Here is a 23,832-nt window from a genome sequence, read left to right on the forward strand (position 1 = left end):
TTAAAGCCGGAATGTTCGTACCGTCACCACCAGATCGAGGGCAATCAGCAGCAGGGCAATCCAAACAAAATAGTAGTATTTGTTTGTAGCCACGGCCACTTGTTGCTGACTCAGACCGACGCCCCGAATCTCGCGCACGGTACGGGTCAGGTCGGGCAGGTACGTGCCATCAGTCGTAAGATCGAAGTAAAAACCGTTGGTTTGCGCGGCCAACCGGTTGAGGTAAGCCCGGTTAAGTCGGCTGCGAACAATTTGCCCCTGATTATCGCGCACAAAATCGGAACGATCGCGGATGGTGCCCCCCTTGGGCGTGCCCACTCCGACCGCCATCACCGGCATCCGGTACGTCCGTAACCGTGCGAGAACGGCCCGGTCGCAATCCGTGGCATCTTCGCCATCGGTGTATACAATGATGCCTTTTGCCGCCAGGCGCGCCGATGAATCGTTCAGCAATTTCTGCTGTGCCAGCTCGATAGCCCGGCACAAATTGGCCCCGCCCGTAGCATTGTAGTCGGTGCGCAGAGCCTGTACCGACTGCCGAATAGCCTCCTGATCGGCAGTCAGGGGTGTAAGCACAAAAGGTTCATCGGTAGCTACGATAAGCCCGATACGGTCGCCCGCCAGCGAATCGGTCAACTGACGAATATCGAATTTGAGTCGTTCGAGCCGGGTGGGCACCACATCCGATGCATCCATCGACCGCGACAGATCAGCCACGACAAACAAATCGCGGCTTTGCGCACTGATGGTTTGGTCGGCCACGCCAAACGACGGCCCCAACAAGGCAATCAGGAGCAACACAAGATAACCTGTCCGCAAAAAAAACTTCGGAATCACGGCCCGTGCCGAGGTACGCAGTTGCCGAGCCAGCCAAAATACCCGCCCGAAGTAGATCAGGTACAGTATGGTGAAGGCTATTGAAAAAAAAATTTCTGTTGTTCCGAAAGGGTACAGCCAATTCATGGTGTCTTGTCAACCAGCCACATAGTGTTTTTTGGCGGGTGCTTGCCAGGCTATGCGAAAGGCGAAATTAGCGTTTTGAGAAAGATTTTTCGTGCTGGATGTTGCTGTCGCCAAAAAATGCCCCTATATTTGTGTCCTCAAACGGCAGCAACGCCGAGCGAGAGAATGGAGAGATGGGTGAGTGGCTGAAACCAGCAGTTTGCTAAACTGCCGTACTCGCAAGGGTACCGCGGGTTCGAATCCCGCTCTCTCCGCCAGTACCTTCGGGGTGTAGCGTAGCCCGGTATCGCGCCTGCTTTGGGAGCAGGAGGTCGTAGGTTCGAATCCTGCCACCCCGACAGTCAAAACCGTCCTTTTCAAGCGAATTGGGCGGTTTTTTTATGTGCCACCTTCCTATTGGCAGTAAATCGGCAGTACAAGAATCAAAAGCCCACCATAAAAGTGAAAGCGGAGTACCCCTACACCCCGGCCCGCATTGTCGATTCAGACGAACCCTATGTCGTCTATTACATTTGGCATGTCCAGCGTGAGAAAAAAATACGAAAGCGGATCAGTCTGGTAGGTACCACCCGTGAGTCCAAACTGGAGGATGGGGCCAAAATCGTCAAGGAAATAAATACCCTACTCAAAAAGGGTTGGCACGCCAGCGATGAAGATTATGCTACAGAGCAGGAGATAGCCCAGGCAATTGGGGAACCGGTTCGCAAACCTGACAAACCCGAGGCTATTTCGTTTATGGAAGCATACAGCCTTTACCGACAGGTGAAAGCCAAAGACTTGCGTGAGGATACCACTATCACTCTGTACGACTCGTACATTAAGCACTTCGAACGGTTCCTTCGCCAACGCGAGAATATTGAAGATCCCTTGCAGACTCCCAAAATCAAACTGCATGAGATCACGCAGCCAATAGCAAACGCCTTCTTTGATCAGTCGCACCAGGGTGGTCGTTACCGCAACAACATGCTGGGGTTTTTCCGGTCATTGTTCAAGTTTCTAATTAACCGTGAACTGACGCTGAAGAACCCGTTTCTGAATATCGAAACAGTTCCGGTTGATGAATCCGACGACCATCGCCCGTTTACGCAGGCTCAGGCCCAGGAGATCCGTGATCTGATCCTAAAAAAGGGTGATGATCAGCTATGGCTATTTATTCAGTTTGCCTACTTCCTGTTCATACGCCCTGGCAAAGAGTTGCGGCTCCTGCAAATAGGCGACATTCTGGAAAATCAGGTACGGGTTATTTCAGGCAACGGCAAAAACCGAAAAACCGGGTACGTCGATATACCCAGGGCGTTGGAGCAAACTATTACAGAGCTGAAGCTACGCGACTACCCACCCCATTACTACCTGTTCACAGTGAACAAAAAGCCCGGCCATAAGCCAGTGGGCAAAAACTATTTCTATAAGCGGCACGTCGAGATCATGAAGGAGCTGGAGCTATTCGGGTTCGACTACGACCTTTATAGTTGGAAGCCCACGGGCGCCATCGTGCTCTATCGCCACACCAAAGATTTACTGCGGGTGCAACGCCACTGCCGGCACTCGACCCCAGATCAAACGTACACCTACCTCCGAAAATATGGAGAGGTTTTTGTCGGAACAGATTTAACTGACTTTCCCGCTCTATGGGAATAAACCCTTAAATAATGGCTACTTCAGATTCCAACGAGAAAAAGGAGAAAAACGAAAAGACTCCAGCAACTGAAAAAACAGTACAAAAACGGAAGGCTTTTTTCATTACGCCTTTAGGTGATGACCGATCAGAAATTAGGAGGGTAACAGACGGACTAATTCGAGCTGTCATTGAGCCTGTTCTACGAAAACATAATATTGATCTGGTTCCGCCCCACAAAATTTATGAACCAGGCACTATCACCCGGCAGATTATCCGACATATTCTGGAATCAGAACTTGTTATTGCCAACCTCACGGGCCTTAACCCCAACGTGATGTATGAGTTGGCTGTACGCCATGCCAAACGGTTGCCTGTTATCATCATTGCTCAGACAGGAACTAAACTCCCCTTCGACCTTGCAGCCGAACGAACAATCTTTTTCGATAACGATTTAGAAGGGGGTGTGCAACTTTTTGATGCACTTGATGAAACTATTCCGAAAGCTCTTAATGACATAAGTCCAGAGAATCCAATTTACAATGGACTTGAATCTTTGATAATACGAAAGGAGGTTGAGTCTGAAAATAACAGTTTTGATACTTACGTATTGGATCGATTGGAACAGATAACTTCTTCGATTGCACGCATAGAAAATACAACCCGTGCAAAAACTTTGGGATTGAAAGCTATTCCTATTGATTCTGATCAAAATAAAGATCGTAGAACCATAATGCAGTTCAAGATAAAGAATGGGATAGATGAAAAGACCTTTGATCACATAAGAACTAAACTAAATCGAGAGTTGCCGTCTCGTCTTATTGGGGTTACAAACAACACATATATGGATGATACGGGAGAGGTGTATAACTTGATTGAGGTACACTTTAGAGAAACAGCGGTTTCTCATCAGACTGTATTAAGAGTTTTTTCTCAAGTTCTTAGTAGCGCAGGGAATTTTACATTTGAAGTATCAATCCATTAAACCACTAATAGGAAATACAAAAACAAAAGGTACTCATTGCTTTCAATGAGTACCTTTTGAGTGTTAAATCGTCGTCACGTCATTAATATAGTCGACCCGATCCTTCACCTTTTCAAAGGCCAGGTAGTTCCAGTTCACCGGCCGATCGGCCAAACTATCTACTCGCTTCGCCAGTGCTTGTAGTTCAGCCACTACCTGCGCCTGATCTACATGCACAGAGGGGGCGCTTGCGTTCTGCCCAGCATAGCCCAGCTGTTTGTAGGCTCCCGTGATCTGAAGCGTATTCAGGATCCGGGCCAGATCAGCCATTACGGGATTCCGAAGCATCGGATTGCTCATAATAAATTCCGTTCCTCGTTCTCCTGCCCGGAATCTGCGCCCGCCAGACTCGTATATTTTATCCCCAGCGGTGTACCCCCCGGCCTCAAACGAGGGAATACTGGGCGAGGTTGCCAGAATCTTCGCCGTCTGGACCGCTGCCACGGCACTTGCTGTAATGTATCCCTTCAACCGAACTATTGCCCCAGAGCCTGGCGCAATAGCATTCGCAAGTGAAGCCGCCACGTTAACGGCCGAAATCTGCCGACTCAGGTTAATGGCTACCTCAGCCAGTGCAAACGCTCGCTGCGCCAGAAAGGCCGCTTTCTGAATGATGGTGGTGTCGCGCCAGAATTTCTTATAACCGGCCAGTGTTTCCCCCCAGCTATTCATTAGTAAGCCACTCAGATCATTCAGCATCTGCCGACGGAACTGCATTTCCTCCTGCACCCACCGAGCCCGTTCCTGCATCAGTTCAAAGTGCTGATCCTGCTCGGCTCGTCGCTGGGCGGTACGGGCGGCATACTGTTCACTCAGAATCCCGGACAGCTGAGCCTCGGTTTCTCCGATTGCCGCATTCCGTTCGCGGTTAATCCGGGCTGATTCCTCTGCATCGTCACCCGCCAGATCTGCCAACGAATCATAATACCCTTTCTGAAGCATCAGCTTAGCCATCAGGTATTGCTCCTCCGCTTCGAGCTCCAATACACGAGCCTGTTCCTGCTGAATGGCCCCAGCCGTAATCTGATCCGCCACCAACGTTTGCCGGATGCGCTTTTCCGATTCGAGCACGGTTTCAGCATCGTCAAGTTGCTCCTTCAGAATACGCGTCTGCCGTTCGCGTTCCTTCTGATCGTATTTCTCCGTGATCGTTTTCAACTCGTCATCCATCAGCGATCCGATCTCGTTTAGCTTGGCTTGATTTTGCCCCGCCAGCTGAATCATTTTAGAATACCGATCGCCAAACTGAAGTAGGGCAGCCTCGTAGTCATCATCCGCATTTTTCAATGATCGCTGCCGGGCTTCGCTCATCAGCCGCTCCAGCTCTTGGGCTTCACGTTTGAGTTTCTCGGCGGCTGTTTCACCCTTCTTATCAGGCTTGCCTACACCAGAAATAGTACCCGTACCAGGCTTGTTACCCGTACCCGGTTTATCCCCTGGTTTCTCATCGGGCGTTTTCACCTCTGGAGCCGACGTCATTGATCCCCTACTCGGAGTTGATGGCGTCGGATCATTATAGCCCAAGCCCTTCAGCAGGTCGGTTTTCCGATTGATCTCCGTGCTCAGATTATTCAGTTCGGCTTGCTTTGCCCGGATCTCATCAGCGGTCAGTTTTCGAGTGGTAGGAATACCACCCGGTCCCGCTGGGCCAACCATAACCGTACTGCTGTTTAGTTCGCGTTGCAACTGGGCCCGCCGTAGCATCTCTTGGTTACGGCTATTTTTGGTTTCCTCAATTGCCGACTTGTTGTAATACTGGAGCAGCTCCTGCTGAACCCGAACGGCATCACGTGCTTTTTGCGTATTGGCCGCCATTGCTCGGCCGTAGTTATCAAACTGGGTGATAGCCTGCGGAACTGTCTCCGCTATTTTCCCGACAATACCGTTCAGCTCGTTTTGTTCTTCCTTCGTTCGCGATGTTTTCATCAACAGTTGATCGTGCCGCTGCAAGAGCGTTTCGAAGGGTTTGCCCAGCGATTCTACCCGCTTCTTTTGGTCGTCATACTTTTTGTTGATGTCGCCAACGGCATCGCCCAAACCAATCATCTTCACGGTCGCCCCGGTGATCCACTCGGCAAACCCCATCACCGCTGGAGATGTCATAAAGGAATCAAACCACTCCGTGATTTTCTTCATATTCACGGCCAGCTCGAAATTCTTCTTACTGTACTCGGCCGTAATACTGTCGGTATTTTGGAGTGCCTTACCGGCCATGTCGGTTTTTTCGGCCAACATCTCCGAGTTCACCGACAACTTACTCAGCACCTCCATTACGCCAGAGCCGGTCAATTTTGAGGCCTCCAGCACACCCGCAAACTCAATCTGATTCCCCTGTACTTTCTTCAGCCCTTGCAGGTACGCCAGAAAAGCCGCGTTCATATCGGTACTGATGAGTTTCTTATAGTCCTTCAGATCCATGCCCGCGACTTTCGCAAACGTAGAGGTTTCGGTGAGCATCTTCTGGAATATGTCGACCACCGCAGTAGAGCCACGCTCGGCCGTCACGTTCAGCTCCTGGAGCGTAGCGGAGTAGCCGAGAATCTGGGCTTCGCTCAGCCCGAGCGGAATCAGCGTGCCGCCCATCCGGCTCGAAAAATCGGCCATCACGGGCGAGGTTGCGGCCCCCGCTGCCTCCAGCACGTTGAAGGCGTTACCAATGCGTAGCAGATCCTGATCAATCGCGTCGGTCTTGATGTTGGTGAAAATGTTGCGCACGGCCGTCATGTCCTTGCTCAGATTCTCCACACCCCCAAAATCTTTCCCGATGGCCACGTTCAGTTGGTTCATGCCCTCTGTGAACTCGGCCAGCTTCTCTTTAGGCACACCAAACTGCCCACCGATCTCGGCAATCGCCCTGAGCTCCCTGGTAGGCGTACGGGTATCAATCGACGCTAACCGTTTGTTGAGATCGTCCACCTCGGCATCGGTCATATCAGCCGCTTTGGCAATGTCGGCCAGTTCGTCTTTGAACTGGATACTCTTATCAATCGCCTGGGGCAACAGGCCAATGATTGTCTGCACCCCGCCCGCGATCAGCGTACCTGCTGCCACACTCGGTACCATGGTACCCATGTTCTTCATGAACCGACTCCACCCCGTGCTCACATCGTTGATCCGGGCCGCATGATCCCGCTGGGCCTGCGTTAGTTTCTGTACCTCACGCAGCTTGCGGGCGTAGGCTTCGGGGTTGTCGGCCTCTACCATCCGGTTCAGCTCTTTTCGGGCGTTCACGGCCGCTGTACCAATCTCCTTCAGGGTTGCTTTTGACTGTTGACCATTAATAACGAGGTCAACAACAGCCCTTTCTCGTTGGGTCTTTGACATTTATAGATTTAGGTTTAGGGCAATGGTCATCGCATTCTCGATTGCGTCAACAGGAATGTCGACATGATATTTGGCCAGAATTTCCCGTAGTCGCTTCACTTCATAGGCCTTGCGCTTACTGAACCATGGGCGCCGTTGTCGGCCGGGCGATCCCTCGCGTAGTTGTCTGGCCACGATGCGATCGGTATGAGTCGTGCCACGGCCGACACCCATATCCAGAAACCGCCCGTAAAGCATAAATTCAAATACGGCACGTTCGCCCGTCGTCCGTCGCCACCAGGCTCTCCGAAGAGTGTTCGTTCGGCTCCGCCCTGAACCGAACTTATATCCGGCTCCGAGTAACGACCGTTGCACCCCCGACTTCCGGGCAGATCGCAAACCGTACACCTTCGCGTCCAGATCTTCTTTCCAGTGCTGTTCGGCATACGCACTCCATTCCGACAGGATCGCCTTATAGTTGATCTTCGAGTTTATATCGAGGTCAGCGTAGTTCATTGCGGCTTGATGATTTTGTAGGCATCCGAGGCCCCCACATCCCACGATCGCATCTGGAAGAACACCTTACCGAATGCCGAAACCGCAGCCTCTCCCGACTGATAGCGGGCATCAATCAGCATCCCCGGCCCGGCAACCCGGATGCGCAGGAGCTCCGCAAAGTCGACGGCCTCGGGCCGCCCTGAGCCTACGCTTTTCTGGGTGCGTACCAGCTGCAAGTCTATCACCGCATTACTCGGTAGAGTCCGGGCCGCATTTCGCCAGAGACGAACCTCAACCTTCTGATAGGTACGAGAGGTAACAACCAGATTAGGCCCCGGCACAGGTATCGGGGTGAGTGGAGTCACGATCAGCTCCACCCAAACCTCTTCATCCACACCTGCCTGGGTTTCAGAAATACCGGTGGGTAGTAGCAGGCACTCCAGCGACGTCGGCAGAGAACCATCTACGCCACTTGCACTCGCCTGGTACCGCTCGGCTAAGAGTGTGCGTCGGTGCTGGTCCAGAACCAGTGAAACCGGCGCATCAAATCGAAACAAACTGAAGGCGTGAGCTGGCCAGCGCAGAGGAATAGTGAGCAGCTGAGTTCGGTCGCGGAAATAGTAGTACTGACGTAGGCCATTTCGCCAGGCTCCCCGGTTGCCCGTCAGCTCCAGCGCCAACGCCCCAATCGTATCCATCTTGGCATTGATCGTACCGCTTGTACCCAACGGATAGGGCACACTGCCCGAATCCGGCTGGACCCCTCGGTAACTGATCAGGCGCAGTCCTACGTTATTTTTCCACGCCAGCCCCTTCTCTGGTTGCCGCTCTGATTTCAGATAGGAATCATCAGCAATATTGCCTGCCTGCCGAACAGTCGGAACCAGCCAATACGCTGAGGTGGTGATATACTGCCCAGTACTGGCGTTCCATGCCGGCCGAGGCTCAAAAACCATTTGGGTAGTCCCCAGTGTCAGTTGCTCCTCTTTCCCCCCCTCACCTATCAACAGCGGATCCGGCCGGGTCACATTGCCCTCCTTATTTTTATAGAGCTCGTCACTATCGTCGATGTAATCGCGTAGGGTTATTCCCTCTCTGGCGGGCTCGTCGATACTGTACCCCGCCAACTGATAACCCGCCAGATCCTGCGGAGGACTGCTGATTATATCCAGCCATCTGCGCACACTCACAGTCCGATTCGATGAGTCGAAGTGAAACAGAATACCGAATCGGCTCCGGAGGGCACGCAGAAAGTCTGACACACTTACATCCGGCAGGTGATCGCGCACTCGCACCGCAAACCGACCCATCTCCCAACGCCCCCGGTAGGCGTCGATGGCCGTCAGGTTGAAGATCGTATAACAAAGTACTTCCGGATCTGCCAGCCAGTCACCAACGGGCCGGTATCCGATACGGGCAAAAACTCGGTTCAGTATATCCGTCAGGAAGAAAAACGGAACGATCGGGAAGCCTTTTTGCAAGGCGGCATCGGTCTGAAACGTTGCCGGCCCCTGCGGACCTGATCCATACATATTGACGTAGGGTTGCCTAATCAGCCCAGGCACCTGCTCATTAGTCAGTTCCTTTTCGAAAAACAAATCGTTCTTGAGTGGGAAGAAGGTGAGCGGAAACGTACTGGGGGCCAGAGTAGCGATCTTATTGAGGTATTCAGCCAGACTTCGCGGGCCCTCCAGCACCTCATCGAGATACACCAGATCCGTGCCGACCGCATCTCGTAGCGACAAGCTCCGGAGAGGATCCGCAGCTTCTCCCCCATCCAGTTTAAGAAAACCGTCCCCTCCGCCATTCTGCACCCTGTAGCTGAGCGTACACCGACGATGCAGCACTTCTCCAATTTGCACCGAAACGGGTATCGACATCGTGGGCTCTGGCGTATCAGGGCGGTATGCGTGTTGCAAAAACCGCCTGTTTGCTTCGTTGAGCGGGAACGATATGGGGTAAGAGAAACCGCCAGGCGTTTTCCCATCGCCTAGCCACCTGACCGCCTGCTCAAAGGTCAGCACTGCACCGGGCGGGAGCTCCAGATGAGCCCCGGCCTGATTGGTAATCTGAATCATGCCGTTTTTAGGCGAAATACCTGCGCCACCCGTGCCCCCCCTATGACGACAACCGACCACACCAAAAAGCCCGGCACTATAAGCACCGGGCTTTACAACTACCCCACATGGCAAGTCAGAATTTATCCCATTGAAAGTGCATCCCATCGGGTCGTTTCGCCCAGTCAGCTCCGCAGGTCCACCCCTGCTTTCGCCACACCGCCAGAAACTCAGGACTCCACGTTACGCGCCCCCCGAGCGGGTTCCAGGCAGCGTTGAGGTCGATAGCGAGCCCAAACGCGTGCATACTGAGCGTGCTCAATCCTCGTTTCTTCCGCACGTTGAAAATGCCGTCGTATGTGCGGATCTCGTGATGCAATTCCCGCCGAATCAGCTCGCGCAGCGTCCGCTCCAGCGGATCAATCATCAGTCGGTTGCAGTACATCCGGGCGGGAATAGGACCTATCGCCAGGTCGATCTCACGGGGCACATTCCACACGGTCATGTGTTCGCGCTCGAAAGCTGCCTGGTCGACAGACGGATCCCCGAATCGCTTGATCAATTGCGCCTGCGTTTTCATCGCCCAGAGGTTACGAGTTTGAGTAACCGGCTATTGTTTGCCAGGAACAGATTCCATGCCTGCGCCCCCATCAGCAGATGGCCAGCCGGAGCCGGGTGTACGTTGTCGGCATTCATGTAGGTGCTCATCTGGGCCTGTGTCCACAATGCCCCCCAGTTGGCCACCACAATCCGCGGATTGTTCAGAGCCGCCACCCGGGCCGCTGCGGCCGTGCGAATAGCCGCGTTGATCGTTTCCTGTGGGGCTTGCCTAACCGTAGGCGTACAGATAACTATTACCGCACGGGGGTACTGGAACGTAAGGAATCTGAGCATTGCCGCCAGATTCGCGTCGTACGTCGTTGCGCTGGCATCGTTGGTACCAACCGCATACAGCACCACGTCAACCCTCGGAAAAAACAGGTTTTGCTGTGCCCTAAGCCCTTCGAGGTTAGATGAGGTGTAAGAGCCTTTTGCCTTATTAATGATTCGCCAACTACGTAGGGTGTACTTTTGTAACGAGTCCCTAAGCTGAAAATCGTACTCCTGCTCGGCGAGTGTCAATGCGGCACCCTCACTAATAGAATCACCAAGCTTGAGGATGATGCGTTCGGCGGGCTTATTGAAATCGGCACTTACGCGGGTGCCTGACACCGTCAATGTTCCCTGAAACGTAGCGTCTGTAATCGGGCGCTTATTGCTGAAATTGATACCTGTCTGACCAATCAAGAGCCGCCCGACGTCTTTACTAACACTACCCCCGTACTGGCCAAACTCAGCTTGATCGTATGGCGGAACAGTCGGAGTAGCTGACAGCGGGGGCGTAATCGAACTGTTGACAAACTGAGTGACTAGACCAGCCGCAACGTTGGATGACATCGTGTACGAGTCCAGATACCAGCTGGTTCCTGGCTGCGGGGCAATGCCTTTCGACTGTACGGCAGTCAGCGAGCCGGACAAAGTAAGATATACGTCAAACATAGGCATTCCCTCAGCTACCGCCCGGTCACGCTCATTGAGGTAGTACGACTGTCCGAAACTGATTGCCGTGCTTAACAGGCACAGCAGCATAATCATTAGCTTTTTCATTTTATGGGTTATTTACTTATGGGTTTTTTACGATTGATTGAAACGGTAAAGGTTCTCAGAAACCAGATAGCCGCCAGCGTAGACAGTATCAGGCCTAACAGTACAAAAGCAGCTGTTCGCCAACGAGAGACCCATAGTTCGGCATCTTCCGCTCGCTCTTTCCATTTAGGATCAATACCCCAGACCTGTTTTGTAATGACCACTGGCACTTTCTTTTCGATAAACACCGAATCGCAGTTGGCTTTGATCGTCGTCGTGCGGGGGTTGCGTTCGTAGATGATCCGAGCCCTGCCCTGGCGGATTTCGCGCACCACAGTCGTCGTGTCAGTTACCACACGCAGAACAGCCGAGTCACGGGGCACCACCGTGCTAATCGTTTGGTAGACGGTATCGATTTCGGTTGTCGAGTAGCGCCGGCGAGCTTTCTCGAAGGTCATACAACCTCCGAGAAAGCTCGCAATGACGAGATATAGGAGCGCCTTCATGAACGAGCTGTATGGCGTTTTTTCGTATCGTTTGGAGCTACCCATGCTGTTGGCGCTGGATCTGCCCGGCTGTACTTTCGTTCAATCTGAAGCAGGACGCGCAAAACCACTACGAGCACAAACAGAATGACTGGAATCACGATGGCAAAGCGGACAAGAAATTGACTTCTATCTCCATCGCTCCACTCCTTAGTTCGAAAAAACGTAACAATACCAGCAACGGCCGTCACCCCGAGGGCTGTTAGTGTCCCTGATATATTCAGCGTAAGCGACTCCGAGGCCGACAGTACACAGCAGCTGAAGAATATTGCAGCGAGTGCATAGAGCGCGTTTCGGTAGATGCGTTGCCCTTTACCTGTTGCAAAGCAGAGAGAGAGGACCGTGATTGAAGCGGCCAGAAAGCAAATCTCAAGCAGGAGAGTCATCATTTGAATTGGGTTTAGTTAAGTTCGTTGGGGATAAAATCTTCTTGAGGGCAGGAGGCATCCAGTCAGAAATCAATAACCAGGGTTCATCCAGAGCCTTTCGCCCATACTTCTCGGCCGCAGCCAAGACTTCTGATCCCATGTAGGCAATTCCTGCGGCAACACACGATGTCCACAGATGGATGTCGGCATCTACAGCATCACAGACACCTGCTACAATTAGCCACGCAACTGAGGCAGACGAGAAGCCTGTTTTTAGACCGATCCAAGGATCTATCTTTTCTGGTTTTACGGCCCGGATCGTAGCACCGATAAACACGAAAATTGTAAGCAAGGCATAGGGGTTAAGGGAGGTCATATAGTTGTAGGTTATTTATTATGGTCTTAGTACGGAGCCAACTGCCAGTCGTCGAGGTACAAGAAACCCGGCCCCAGGCTATCCCCATTCAACGTGATGAGCAGGTGAGTAGCCCAGAGCGGCCGACGAATCGGCAGAGAGAAGCGTTTTTCCGTGTAGCTACTCGCCCCGGTCGTGAGGCTAAGCGTCTCCGTACCGAATACCTCGTATTTCGTGTTTCCGGCATTCGTCCAGATATAATTGAGGAACCCGGTGCCCGCGATGTCGCTACGATAGAATAGCCGCACCGCAACGGCTTCGGCCGTAACAGGCGTAGTGAGCCAGAAACCAGCTGCCGAGCCCCCGCCATATCGTTTCTGCCAGCGCATGGACTTGCTGCCACTTCGTGGGTTGGTGGTGGTCAAGGTCAGCTCGACCTCGGCGTTTCCGTCACCGGATTGGAGTCGGGTAGCCGACACCTGCGTACCCGTACCCACTACCTTCCAGCCGTCCTGAATAGACGAGGCTTCCATGCCACCATCTGCGAGCATGTCGTGATATTCGCTGATGAATAGCGGGATATTGGGCACCTCGTAGAACCGGGGCCGCACGATAGTAACCTGATGGCGGGCGTTGCCAGTAGCGAAATAGGCCCCGGAAACCTCCATGTTGTGCAGGTCAGTCAGGTAGAAGTCGACGGCCGCCCCGTTCGAGCAGGAGACAATGGCCGTTGGGTCGGCCGTATTCTCCGTATTGAGCATCCGCCCCCCGATGAATTTGATGTTGGCCCCGTAGCCACTGGCGACAATGGGGGCTGAGGAGTAATTTTTCCCCTCGATGTGGCAACCGTGCAGCTCGATCAGTGTACCAGTGGTATTAATCTGCACTGAGTTATAATCCAGTGAACACATCGACAGGTAAATATCTGCCTCGCCGTTGGAGGCCTGCAACCCGGTTAGGTTGTTGAATAGTGAGCATTGTGACAGGCTTATGCGCTCGCCAGCGTTCCATCCGATCCCCCCTGGCACGTTTACGCCAATGCCATTAGCATAGATATTCACAAAGTTGAAGTTTTGGATATAGGCATTTTGGCGCAACTCTACCCCTGTTCCAAACGCGCAGATTGCCATATTTCGAAGCAGCAGATGAGAGGTACCACCCTCGGCAGGGGTGTCGAAAACCAGCCCTTTCGTTGACGTACCCATGCCAGGGCCAACCAGTGTCAGCCCCGCTAATTCATTGGTGATATTCCTATAGGGGTTTCCCGATCCATCCCCACGAATGTGTATTGCGGTCCCGGATGAGAGCATCGTAAAATCCAGCGTTGCCCGCCCCCGCATACTGAATCGAGAGAGATTGAGTGTCAGGCTTTGCGGCATCGCATACAGACCCGGTGGCACATCCACATCGAAACCCGACGCCTGGGCCGCCGTGAACGCATTGACTGAGCTACTTTGCCCCAGCGAGTCGGCTCCAAAACGAACGATTGATATACGACCGTTTTCGGGCTGGTATCGGTATCGTTTCCCCGAGCTTGTAACAACCCACGTGGCTCCGCCATTATCCACGGCCGTGGTGTTTGTAGGCTGATACACGAACATCCCCTCTTTGCCGGACTCATTGAGCCACACACGATCAGGTGTTACGCTCATGTTGCGCAAGCCTGTCAGAGAATAGGCTGGGGTGAGATCAGCAATGGGCTGGGAGCCTGCCCGAATTAATTTCGGCGTACCACCCACAATGGTCATATAGGTACGACTGGCAGCGGTTGGGCGGGTGATGACATCCTCTGAAAAAATAACGTTCTGTGCAGAGGTCGTTACGCTGGCCAGCAGCCAGAACAGGAGCGCGAGTCGTTTCATGAGTGCGTTCAACGGAGTATTGATTAGTTAGCGGTTGCGATAATTATGAGCGTACCCGTGACGGTTTCGCGGGTACCAGAGGAGTTATACGGCGTTACGACAGATACCGTATTGGCATCTACCTGGGTAACGCTGAAATTGGGATCAATGACGCCGTTTACAATGAACTGTGCGGTTACAACTACCGACGATGTGCCAAATGCCGTACCCGCCCCGTGCGTGAATGTGGTTCCGTGGGTTGTGTTACTCAGCGCGTACGCCTTCTGAATGGGCCGGATGTTGAGGGCCGTGGATAGCCCTGTTACCTGCGTGGTGCTGACGGTGAGAGCCGCATCGTTCACGTCCAGATCGACAGTTCGGTTCGTGGTGTTGTCGGTGACGGTGAGTTTCGTTGATGCGTTGCGAATCCCCTTAAACCGCAGATCAGTACCGCTTTTTGCTTGGAATACGCCAACGCCAGCCGTGTTGAAATTCACCCCCGCCGTGATGTCGCCCTGTGGGTCCATCGTGGCTTTCACATTGTCGACCGTGTACCACTTGCCACCGACGAACGAACGGTAGTAGCGGCCGGCCGAGGGCGCTTTCGTGGTAGTATCACCCGTGAATAGGGGTTTTTGGGCGAACGTTGCGCCCAGTAACAGGATATTAAGCAGGAGTGCTGCGAGGATTTTCATTGTATGTTTGGTTAGAGTGATGAGATGGGTAATTGCTGTTCAGGTAGGAATGTGAACTTGATCAGGCCCGTGTACCGGGTGCCGTCAGCGGGGTAACCGACTTCTATCGTCGTGAGAGAATTGACTCCATTCACTTTCAGTGGCCGCAGCTCCAACAGCGAGTCGGCGGGTTGAGCGGTCCACACGAATTGACTCGTATTGTAGGAGTGCGTGATTGTATCACCCGGCCCCAACCCCTCAACGAACCGTTCCATCGTACGCGGAGAACGGTTCTCCACGCGAGCCAGCAGTTTGGCGACGCCCGACAGTAGGCGTCGCATCTGCGTGTTGTTTTTATCTGGGTAGGTTGCCATTAGGGTGTTGGGTTGGTTTTGCCGATGTATCGAAAACGCCATGTACGACCGCTAACCGGGCTGTTATCAGGGGCCGGATTCTGGCCGATCACGAAGTAACTGATGGTGCCACTCCACCCCGGAATAGCCGTCATGTTGATGGCGCGAGTGTGCCACTGACCATCATTCGGAACGGTGAAATCCGTGATCTGACCCGCTGCCTCCAGTTCGGATTGGCCGGGCTTTCGGAAATTCAGTCGCATACCCGTAACTGGACTATCGTTTTTTACCCGGATGTACAGGGTTGGCACCGCCGACGCCTGGAACGGACGCTGCGGGCTATACAACCGAGCGCCTTCGTTCTTATGGGTCACCACCAGCTCACCCCCGGTTGCCTCATCGTTCAGCGTTGCATTCTGGGTCGAGAACCCGCGCCGGTGCTGTGTGAATGAATAATCTGGGGCCGCTAACCGTAGATCGGTACGGGATTCGGCATAGGCTTTCGTCGTTGCGGCCGAGCCGCCCACCAGCGTGTAACTCGTATAGAGAGTACCCACCGGGTCCATGTTCACGGCATAGTGGTTGGTTACGTAGGTCGAACGCATTCCGTCCGGCCCGCCAACGGCTGAGGGGTCGCCCAGTGGGTGCATCTGCCCGGTGACCGCCGTGATGTGCGGACCCACCCAGCCAAAGCCCTGCGTACCATTGCCTACGTGCAGCCAATTATTCACAATGGGCCACGATTGCAACCAGTCGCCTGAGTTGTTCAGGTTCCGCGTCTGGGTACCTGAGCCAGCGTCGAAACTGAGCTGCGCGAAACTGTCATTGATGTAGGCCACAGGAAACTCCTGATTGAGCCCCCGGCTTCGTACCAACGAACCGTCGAGTTCCCGAGCCGGAGCCGGATCATCGTTTCGGTTGTTGGTGATGCGGTAATGAACCGCAATCTTATCACCCGGCAATGGGGTGACCCACTGCTCATAGATCGTACCCGTCAGGTAGTTGAGGGTCGCAAAATTCCTCGCTCGCGTTTTGGTGTACACCGTGCCCGTTGCCGGGTCGAAACCTGTTTGTAATACCTGCGATGGATTATTGGCCCAGTCGCCCACCATGTTCAGGTTGAGCGCAAAGCCCTGCCCGAACGTGGGGTGTTTGGTATAGATACCGCCCGGTGTAAATGGAGTCGGGTCGGCATAGAGAGCCGGAGCCATCTGTCGGCCGTGGTCGGCATTATTAATCATGTTGCCCGAACCGCCCACGTACACGCCGGTAATCCCCGCCCCGTAGGATTTCTTCAGCTCCACGCGCAGGCTACCTGACACCACCGAGATCAGATCGGGGAACGTAACTGAGGGTGGTACCTGAAACGAGAATCCGCCATAGTTGTAATCGGGGTCAACACCCGTAAACGAGGGAGGAGACGAACCGCCCGAGGTTGAGCCCACGCCGGTTAGCTGTGGCAGGGTCAATAGCGTGGGTTGTAAGCACACCTCTACGATACTGGGGTACCAGCCCGAAAACACAAACGGCCCCACGTCGATGTCGGCCGCTGTTCCTATATCGGCCGCTTTGAATCGAACCGACAGCGTTGTCGACTGAGTAGCCGAAACATGCCGGTGATTGGTCATACAGAGCAATGCCCATTTCGCCCCATTTTTCGTAATCACGCGGGCCTGTACGCCCGCTTTGGTGCGTGGGTCTACCGAACCATTCGTATGGAAAACGATACTGGCCGCGTCGCGTTTGTAGAACCCATTACCGCCATCCACAATGATAGGCTCTGAACCGCCTGTGCTGTTGCCCCCAGCAATTGGGTATTTTACGTACACATCGTCGATGCCGAGATATTTGACCTGGGCCGGATTGGCGGGGAAATATTCACCGTAGGCACTCAGAGCCGCCAGCCCAGCCGTTTGGCCCATGCGTTCCGACAATGGCCGATTCGACCATGTATTGTGTTCGCTGCTTGCTCCCGGCCCGCCCTGTCCAATCGTTGTCCAGTTGGTAATGCCGTCGCCAGGGAACCCCGCAAACCGAGCCACTGTCGAGTAGGTTTCGGTCAGAAATGGCGGCAACAAGGAACCATCGGGGCCGAGATTCGTGAACTGCACGACCGTCTCTGTGCCTTCTTTGCGGGCTCCGAACTCCGCCCGGTTATGGCCCTGCCACACGTAGGGAATGTTCGGCCGGCCGTATGCCGCCATAGCAGCCCGGTTGATCGCAAACGAAGCCGGAATGTTCACATCCTCCTGATCGGGGCCGGGTTTCGCCTTACTCCACATGTAGGCGTAAGTTGCTCCGTTGGCCGTGTTGGCGATGTAGTCGAAATCGGGCGCGGACAGAATGAACGTGGGCACATAGCGGTAATTATTCACCCAGCCCTGCACATCCCACAGCCGGGAACCGCCACCCGACACCGTTTTGCCGTTGAGGGTTTGTGCCGGAAAATTCGCCCCGAGCGTCCAGAACGCAGGGGTATAAGCACTGTTGCGGGTGCCTGCCTTTACACTCGCGTAATGATCCTCGAACGCAACCGACTTGTTGAAATAGACCTGATTGCCGTCGCCAATCGTCACAAGCGTACCAGCCGGGCAAACCGCCTGATACCATTTCACCAGCAACACAGCCCGGTTTACCTGCCGCTGGGCAATCTCGGCCGTCAGCCGACCGGCATCGAATAGTTGCTGAATGGTCTTACTCTGCCCTTTCCAGTCGCCCTCGGCCTCCACTACCCACGTACGGGTAGCCGCATCGGGCCAGAACTGCAATACCCCTTTATCCTCGTTACACCCACTGCACGCTGATGGGTTGCTCCACTCGTCGCCGGTTACCCCATCCACACCATTGATCACCGCTGGCAGGTACGTCAGTTCGATGTTGAAACAGACGCGCCGGGCGTTGAGCGCAGCCGGGTTTACGTTGTTGGCGATGTGGTTAAGCAGAGTCGGAATAGACGCATCGACGTACGTAGCCGGATTCTCGTAAGCACCGAGCATACCGCCCGACACCTCGAAATAGTGAATGTTTCGGTTGGCCGGGTTCGTCCGCTCGGCATCGGTCAGGGCCTTGTTGGCCAGTAGGGTACTGTAATTCAACTGAGCCGATAGCGACTCATCCAGACGCCGATAAAAGTTCGTCACCACGAAGCCGTCGGCCCATTGACCGGGCCGCTGCCGGGCGTAGATCGAAAGGTCGAGTTTGGCGACCTGCGTCGAAAAGTTGCGGTTGAGGGGCTTAACCAGGGCGGTATTAGCCGCCACCAGATTGAGCCCCTGCGTGGTAATGATGCGCTCCCAGCTATCAGGGCCGGTATCAACGCCTGCCACTTTCTGTCGCCAACCGGCCACGACCCCGGTCGGTGATTGCGTGAATTTGGTAACCCTGACGGGCGCTTGTGCCCCGGCTACCTGCCAGAGCATAAGGAGGAGTATGAGTAGTCGTTTCATAATTAGGCTTCAGTTCCGGTCCAGATAGTCTGATCATCAGGGCTGGCATCGTCTTGATTGAGGGCAAACACCCCACCCGACTGCACCACCCGAAGCGGGTCGTTCGATGGCCGGGCGAATGCATCGCTGCCTGTTTGCGGCAATGGCCGCTCAATCGTGATGCTCAGGCGGGCGTCGAGATCATCCGGGTTATCAGCGGGGCGAATCGTGGCCACAATGCGGTCATACGACATATTCTGCACCTGTTGCCAGTAGTCGGTAGATGAGCCGATACCCGAGGCCGCACGCGTGTTCATCTTGCTCCAGCTCGTTGTTTGGGTTGGGCTGCCGGTCGCGACGTTATACTCGTAGCGGATTTCCGCCCCGGCCGCTGTCACGCGGTTAGCCATGGCGCCAATATGGAGTAGTCGAAATTCACCCTGATAGGCCAGTAGCGAGGCAATGTCGGTGATGGCCGTTCGAGCCGTCCACGTCCATATGCCTGACGATACGGTGTAGCTGCCGTCGCCGTTCCGCTGACGAACCTCTACAGCCAGTTGTCCCGAACGGAGGTTGGCAGGTATAAAGAATGTCGGGTTATTGTTCGGCCGATTCCAGTCTGTTGAGATAGCTGGAATAAGCACCTGCACCGGCTCACCGACCAGCGCATTGCTCCATTGCAGGGTCAGGTTGCCAGTATTCGCATCCCAGAGCGGAGTCGTCTGCACGATTTTCGATTTCGTGTACACCGACAAGAGGAACGTGGTTTGTGACGATCCACCGGCCGTATCCGTACCGCGTACGGTGATCGTGCGGTTGGTGAACACCTCGCTCGTTGTGCCGCCAAACGTGCTACCAGCGAGCGACCAGCCATCCGGTAGACCGAACATCGAGAACGCAATTGCATCGCCGTTCGGATCGAAAAACAGGTTACTCGGCAACGTGTAGCTGAATGGTTCGCCCGCAAAACCGGTTTGGGCGGGTATTGTACCGTTGGGCACCGGTGGGTTGTTGGGGCCTGCTTTCGATGATGAGGTCCACTGAATCGACGCAATCTTGCCGTTCTGGCGAACCTCCACCGTGAACGTGGTACCTGTACGCTGATGAGATGGAATCGTAAACGTCGATCCACCCCATTCCCGATTCCCGTTAATCTGCCAGTCAATCGCGCCGGTCGGGTCTTGGCCCTGCACGCCCACCGTCAGCAGGCCCGTAGCTGGGTTCCAATCGACGATAGTCGGTGCAAACGAAACTACAGCCGCAGGATTCACGCGGAATGCGATAGCCACGTCTTTCGAGTTGTTTTCGGGGTCGGTAGCCCGCAGCGTAGCCGAGAAATCACTCACTACAGATGGGTTCGTTGCGGAGAATTTGAGCGTTGACGTATTGAACGACAGCCATGCAGGCAAGGTGCTCACCACCGAAACCGGAATGGTGCCCCCCTCGTTATCGCCCGGTGCTGGTACCGTGTACTCGTAGGCCGTGCCGACCGTGAGGGTTTGGGCGGGAATGCTCGGCCAGAACGGAGCCGTGCCCGTGTTGGCCGGTGGAGCCAGCCCCAATTTGGCGGCTACCGCTGCCGCTACCTGGTCAATGGAGAATGACCCCAGATTCTGTGTTTCCTCGTCCCACGCCACAAACCGGGCATTTGAGGGCATCGGCGGCAGCTTTTTGATTTTGGCAGAGTCCATGTTGAGTGTTTTGGGGGTAGATATTTCCGTAGTCCCCTCATGCCAGTTAAGCGGATAGAGCGTCGGCTGGCGGCTGTCAAAAACCAGCGTGCCCGTGGGGGTCAGCACCGGGGTCAGTTGATGGTCAATGAGCACCTGCTGACCGTTCGCGTTGAACCGGAACGCTGCGAAGTTGGTCGGGCAGTGCAGATAGGTCGTGTGCAGGCCGTTAGCCTCCTCGTAGGTCACAATAGCCGTAGGACTCTCCGCTGGCGACAATGGCCCCTCTGAACGCCAGCGTGGCACGTAACCGTTACGCGTACCCGCTTCGTAGTGAATCGTAGATCGTTGCTGGGCGACCCAGCCCCCACCGATCAGCGTGATGGCCACGGAGTCGAATGTCCCGGCGGTGCTGGCGGGGTGCTGGCAGATGCGGTAATAGCGGGCTGGGATGAACTCGGTAGCCGGGTCATAGCTGAATATCCCCTCTATCCAGCCACTCGCCCGGCGTCGAAACTCGATAGCCGACAACGCGACCAACTTACCCTCAAATACACCGAGAATATCAGTTCGGGGGTCTGACCATTCAACCGGCTGATCCAGTAGGCGGACCCCCGCCACCTGCACCTCACCGCCCACCACCAGCAGATCGGGGCGATAGGTGCGGTACTGACGTGAATCGAACAGCAGCTCTCCCGTGGGCCGCTCCATGTTGGTGAATGCGGTGTCAGGCGTGCCATTCTCAACGGAGACGTGTAGATCAGCCTTCCCAAAGGGCAGGGCGTATTCGACACCGATCCACGTTTCACCCGTTGGTAGCCGAATCGCCAGAATACCGACCTGCGAAGGGTTCGGCTCCAGCAACTCGAACCGGTAGGCGAACCCGTCACGGATAGCGATACCCACCCGAATGGTTTCCTGATTGAATGCCTCCCAGCCTCCCAGAACTCCCGTAATCTGCACCGAGGATGAGGCCGAGCCGTCAGAAGCTGGCAGCAGAGCCAGCCGGTAACAGGGTTTTTGGTCGGGCTGGTTGGGCACCTCCTGCCGGTGCTTGAACGGCACCATTGGGCGAACCCGCTCCGCCAGTGGCTCGGCATCGAACCCATCCGTATCAGGGTCAGTCAAGTAGAGGCTCAGCTCATCGAGCAGAAACTGCCAGTAGTCCTCGGGATCTCCTTCAATGCCCGAACCGCCACCACTACCCGACCCCAGCGCCGTACCGGCATCCCAGCCGGTAACGGTTTTTTGGTGGATGGTTTGTCCTGCCCGGTCAATGTAGGTATCACCGACCATGCCGAGAGCCGGATCAGGAGCCCCGAACCCAACGTGCACCCGGTTACGATCCAGGCGAAAACCTGTGCCCCAGCCCTCCGCTGTTTTGGGCCCGTAGAGTATCAGGTTATCCTCGTCGATGTAGACGTTCTTGAAATTGCCCAGATCGGCCTCAGGTGGTCCCGACCCGATGAGCACCTGAGCGGGTAACTCGCTGGCAGGAATGCGATCAAGTGAATGACGACCATCGGGTAGCTCCGTGGCCACCACCACCTCACCTACCTCGGTCGCCTGGGTCATATTCGAGAGCTCGACGGCACCCAGGCGTGCCGTGTTTGTCGTCGAGGCCGAGCCCTCTGTTACCCGATCCAGCGTAATGGCAGAAACCTGCGCGTAGCGGTTATCTGCCTCTGTCTTCGAGTAGACACTATTTTTCGATGGAAACAGATTAGCCGCCTGCGCTACGTTCATGTAGCCAGCTGCGCGGTGATCCCCCCAAGAGTAAGCCGCTACCCAGTTGGAAATTTGGATAGCCGTAATATCTCGTACGGGGTCGGGCACTGTAACATCTACACTATTCACCTGCGGCCCGGTATTCACGGTAACAGCTACCGTGCCTGCGGGCGTAAAACCTGAAGGGGGTGCAGGATCTCCCTCGGGCTCGTCCGTGTAGAACTCATCCTGATAGAGACGAACGTACTCAAATTTGTGCGCAAACAGGGTATCGCCATCTTTCGACTGCTGAATGGATTTAGACAGCAGACCAATGGGCTCCATACGCCCGCGAAGCATTAGGAACTTAGACGGTGAGCGGTAAAAGTCTGCCCATCGCCTGAGTTCACCTTCCTGGCGGTACCCTGTGGTAACTTCACCCTGCAATTGCAGAGCAATGTCATATTCTACAAATTGCCCCTCTCTGGCATCGTAACCAATAGGCAGTACACGTTCAGCCTGTTCAGCAAAACGGGCCCACTCGCTCGATCCTTTTCCGAAGGTCGTGAGTGTATCCCAGCTACCCAGGCTGTTCAGATAGACAAAATATTTGGTATAAGGCTGGTAGTCGTAATTAAGGATGTAGCGATAGGTTTTCGAGTGTTCCTCGTTGGCGTTGCCTGTAGCCCCATTCGCTAATTGAATCTGATACTCTTGAACGGTCTTCGTTTCGTCGACACCCGCTAATTGAAGCTGAGAAAACCCAACGGCAAACGTCAGTTTATCTCCACGACGATACACCTGTTTAGGGACCAGCGCATCAGTCTGCGTGCTGGTCCCATCTGCGAAGATCACGACTACGCGCAGACCAATTTGCGCGACGTCATCACGCTGATTTAGAAACGTGAGGTACTGAGGCTCATCCGGCCGCACATAGCGAGTAAGTGGGCCGAAACGGAGGGCCACATCCTGAGATCGCTGAATACCAACCCATGTGTTGGCCCGCAAACCTGTGCCGGCCTGACGAACGTGGGCCGCTCCGCCCAGATACGCGTAGGCGGTTTCGCTTTTGGAGAGCTGCCCTACCTGCGTGGGTGTACCATAGGCCTGGGCATACTGAATGTAGTAGGCACGAGCTGAATTGTCAGCTCGTACTGTACCCGGCCAATCCGGGGTCAGCTGCGCATGTAATACAGAACCTGCATCGAAGCGCACCGAACCCTCATCGTCTGTCTCCAGATACCCCGTGTAGATGCGGTCGGCATCGGCCTCATCCAATCCATCAGACCCGACGATCACTCCCGACTTGGCTGTCCAGATTTCTACATAGACCGCATTTCTTTCCCGTCGAACCGGTGCTACACCCGGAATGGCGTTCGCTGGGTTGAGTGGCAGACCCGGCAGATTAAGGAAATTATAGGCAGGGCCGGGCTTTTTGGCGTAGAAATCCACGCTCCAGATCACGCCAATTGGCAGGCCAATCGTCTCAATCGTAAAATCTTCCCGGAATGCGTAGTGGGCCTGAAAAAACGCCACCAGCTCCAGCATGTAGTCTGCTGACGCAACACCACTGGGGAAGTCGTTCGCTTCAACGGGTGTATCACGGGCGGTAAGCACCTCGGTGCGGCCATTCCAACGTATTGTAACCGTGTCACCATCCGCCACTGTACCCGTCACCCCCAACGTATTTACTGCGTGAATACCGGGCGTGATAACCGGGCTATCCCCGGCGAAGGCGTAATACAGCCGACCGCCCTGAGTGAAGCTGTGGAGGTCGGGAGAGAAGAGCAGTGAAACAGACATAGGGC

At 54.7% G+C, this 23,832-nt stretch carries 16 protein-coding genes and 2 tRNA genes; 4 read left to right on the plus strand and 14 right to left on the minus strand.

Annotated elements, in window-relative coordinates:
- Window positions 1–963: a vWA domain-containing protein gene (locus F5984_RS20430; protein ID WP_152126062.1), complete on the minus strand. Its 963-nt coding sequence runs from the start codon at window positions 961–963 to the stop codon at window positions 1–3.
- Between the two features lie 167 nt (window positions 964–1,130).
- Here F5984_RS20430 and F5984_RS20435 point away from each other — a divergent pair.
- The 4 genes from F5984_RS20435 (at window position 1,131) to F5984_RS20450 (ending at window position 3,563) form a co-directional block, all read left to right on the plus strand.
- Window positions 1,131–1,220, plus strand: a tRNA-Ser gene (locus tag F5984_RS20435).
- 7 nt (window positions 1,221–1,227) lie between these two features.
- Window positions 1,228–1,301, plus strand: a tRNA-Pro gene (locus F5984_RS20440).
- Window positions 1,302–1,404: 103 nt separating this feature from the next.
- A complete protein-coding gene (locus F5984_RS20445) occupies window positions 1,405–2,601 on the plus strand; it encodes a tyrosine-type recombinase/integrase (RefSeq protein WP_185155592.1) in 1,197 nt (398 codons plus the stop codon).
- Window positions 2,602–2,612: 11 nt separating this feature from the next.
- Window positions 2,613–3,563, plus strand: coding sequence for a hypothetical protein (locus tag F5984_RS20450; protein WP_152126063.1), 951 nt, complete (start codon window positions 2,613–2,615; stop codon window positions 3,561–3,563).
- A gap of 63 nt (window positions 3,564–3,626) precedes the next feature.
- Here F5984_RS20450 and F5984_RS20455 read toward each other — a convergent pair whose 3' ends face one another.
- The 13 genes from F5984_RS20455 to F5984_RS20515 form a co-directional block, all read right to left on the minus strand.
- On the minus strand, window positions 3,627–6,926 hold the full coding sequence (locus F5984_RS20455; protein WP_152126064.1) for a phage tail tape measure protein: 3,300 nt from the start codon (window positions 6,924–6,926) through the stop codon (window positions 3,627–3,629).
- Window positions 6,927–7,421, minus strand: coding sequence for a hypothetical protein (locus tag F5984_RS20460; RefSeq protein WP_152126065.1), 495 nt, complete (start codon window positions 7,419–7,421; stop codon window positions 6,927–6,929).
- Entirely contained in the window at window positions 7,418–9,481 is a 2,064-nt protein-coding gene (locus F5984_RS20465; RefSeq protein WP_152126066.1) for a hypothetical protein, read from the minus strand. Before F5984_RS20465 ends, F5984_RS20460 begins: the two co-directional genes overlap by 4 nt.
- 115 nt (window positions 9,482–9,596) lie before the next feature.
- Window positions 9,597–10,040 (minus strand): M15 family metallopeptidase, encoded by a 444-nt coding sequence (locus F5984_RS20470; protein WP_152126067.1) that lies wholly within the window; start codon window positions 10,038–10,040, stop codon window positions 9,597–9,599.
- Window positions 10,037–11,107, minus strand: a complete 1,071-nt coding sequence (locus F5984_RS20475) for an SGNH/GDSL hydrolase family protein (RefSeq protein WP_152126068.1) — start codon at window positions 11,105–11,107, stop codon at window positions 10,037–10,039. Before F5984_RS20475 ends, F5984_RS20470 begins: the two co-directional genes overlap by 4 nt.
- A gap of 8 nt (window positions 11,108–11,115) precedes the next feature.
- On the minus strand, window positions 11,116–11,592 hold the full coding sequence (locus tag F5984_RS20480; RefSeq protein WP_152126069.1) for a hypothetical protein: 477 nt from the start codon (window positions 11,590–11,592) through the stop codon (window positions 11,116–11,118).
- On the minus strand, window positions 11,589–12,020 hold the full coding sequence (locus F5984_RS20485; protein ID WP_152126070.1) for a hypothetical protein: 432 nt from the start codon (window positions 12,018–12,020) through the stop codon (window positions 11,589–11,591). Before F5984_RS20485 ends, F5984_RS20480 begins: the two co-directional genes overlap by 4 nt.
- Entirely contained in the window at window positions 12,001–12,375 is a 375-nt protein-coding gene (locus F5984_RS20490; protein WP_152126071.1) for a hypothetical protein, read from the minus strand. The genes F5984_RS20485 and F5984_RS20490 overlap by 20 nt, the downstream gene beginning before the upstream one ends.
- Window positions 12,376–12,401: 26 nt before the next feature.
- Complete coding sequence (locus tag F5984_RS20495) at window positions 12,402–14,216, minus strand: hypothetical protein (protein WP_152126072.1); 1,815 nt, start codon at window positions 14,214–14,216, stop codon at window positions 12,402–12,404.
- Window positions 14,217–14,239: 23 nt separating this feature from the next.
- A complete protein-coding gene (locus tag F5984_RS20500) occupies window positions 14,240–14,890 on the minus strand; it encodes a hypothetical protein (protein ID WP_152126073.1) in 651 nt (216 codons plus the stop codon).
- Between the two features lie 11 nt (window positions 14,891–14,901).
- Complete coding sequence (locus F5984_RS20505) at window positions 14,902–15,243, minus strand: hypothetical protein (protein ID WP_152126074.1); 342 nt, start codon at window positions 15,241–15,243, stop codon at window positions 14,902–14,904.
- Window positions 15,243–18,668 (minus strand): hypothetical protein, encoded by a 3,426-nt coding sequence (locus F5984_RS20510; protein ID WP_152126075.1) that lies wholly within the window; start codon window positions 18,666–18,668, stop codon window positions 15,243–15,245. Before F5984_RS20510 ends, F5984_RS20505 begins: the two co-directional genes overlap by 1 nt.
- A 2-nt stretch (window positions 18,669–18,670) precedes the next feature.
- Window positions 18,671–23,827, minus strand: a complete 5,157-nt coding sequence (locus tag F5984_RS20515; protein WP_152126076.1) for a putative Ig domain-containing protein — start codon at window positions 23,825–23,827, stop codon at window positions 18,671–18,673.
- Between the last annotated feature and the right edge of the window lie 5 nt (window positions 23,828–23,832).

It is taken from the genome of Rudanella paleaurantiibacter, assembly GCF_009184635.1.
Lineage (GTDB): Bacteria > Bacteroidota > Bacteroidia > Cytophagales > Spirosomataceae > Rudanella > Rudanella paleaurantiibacter.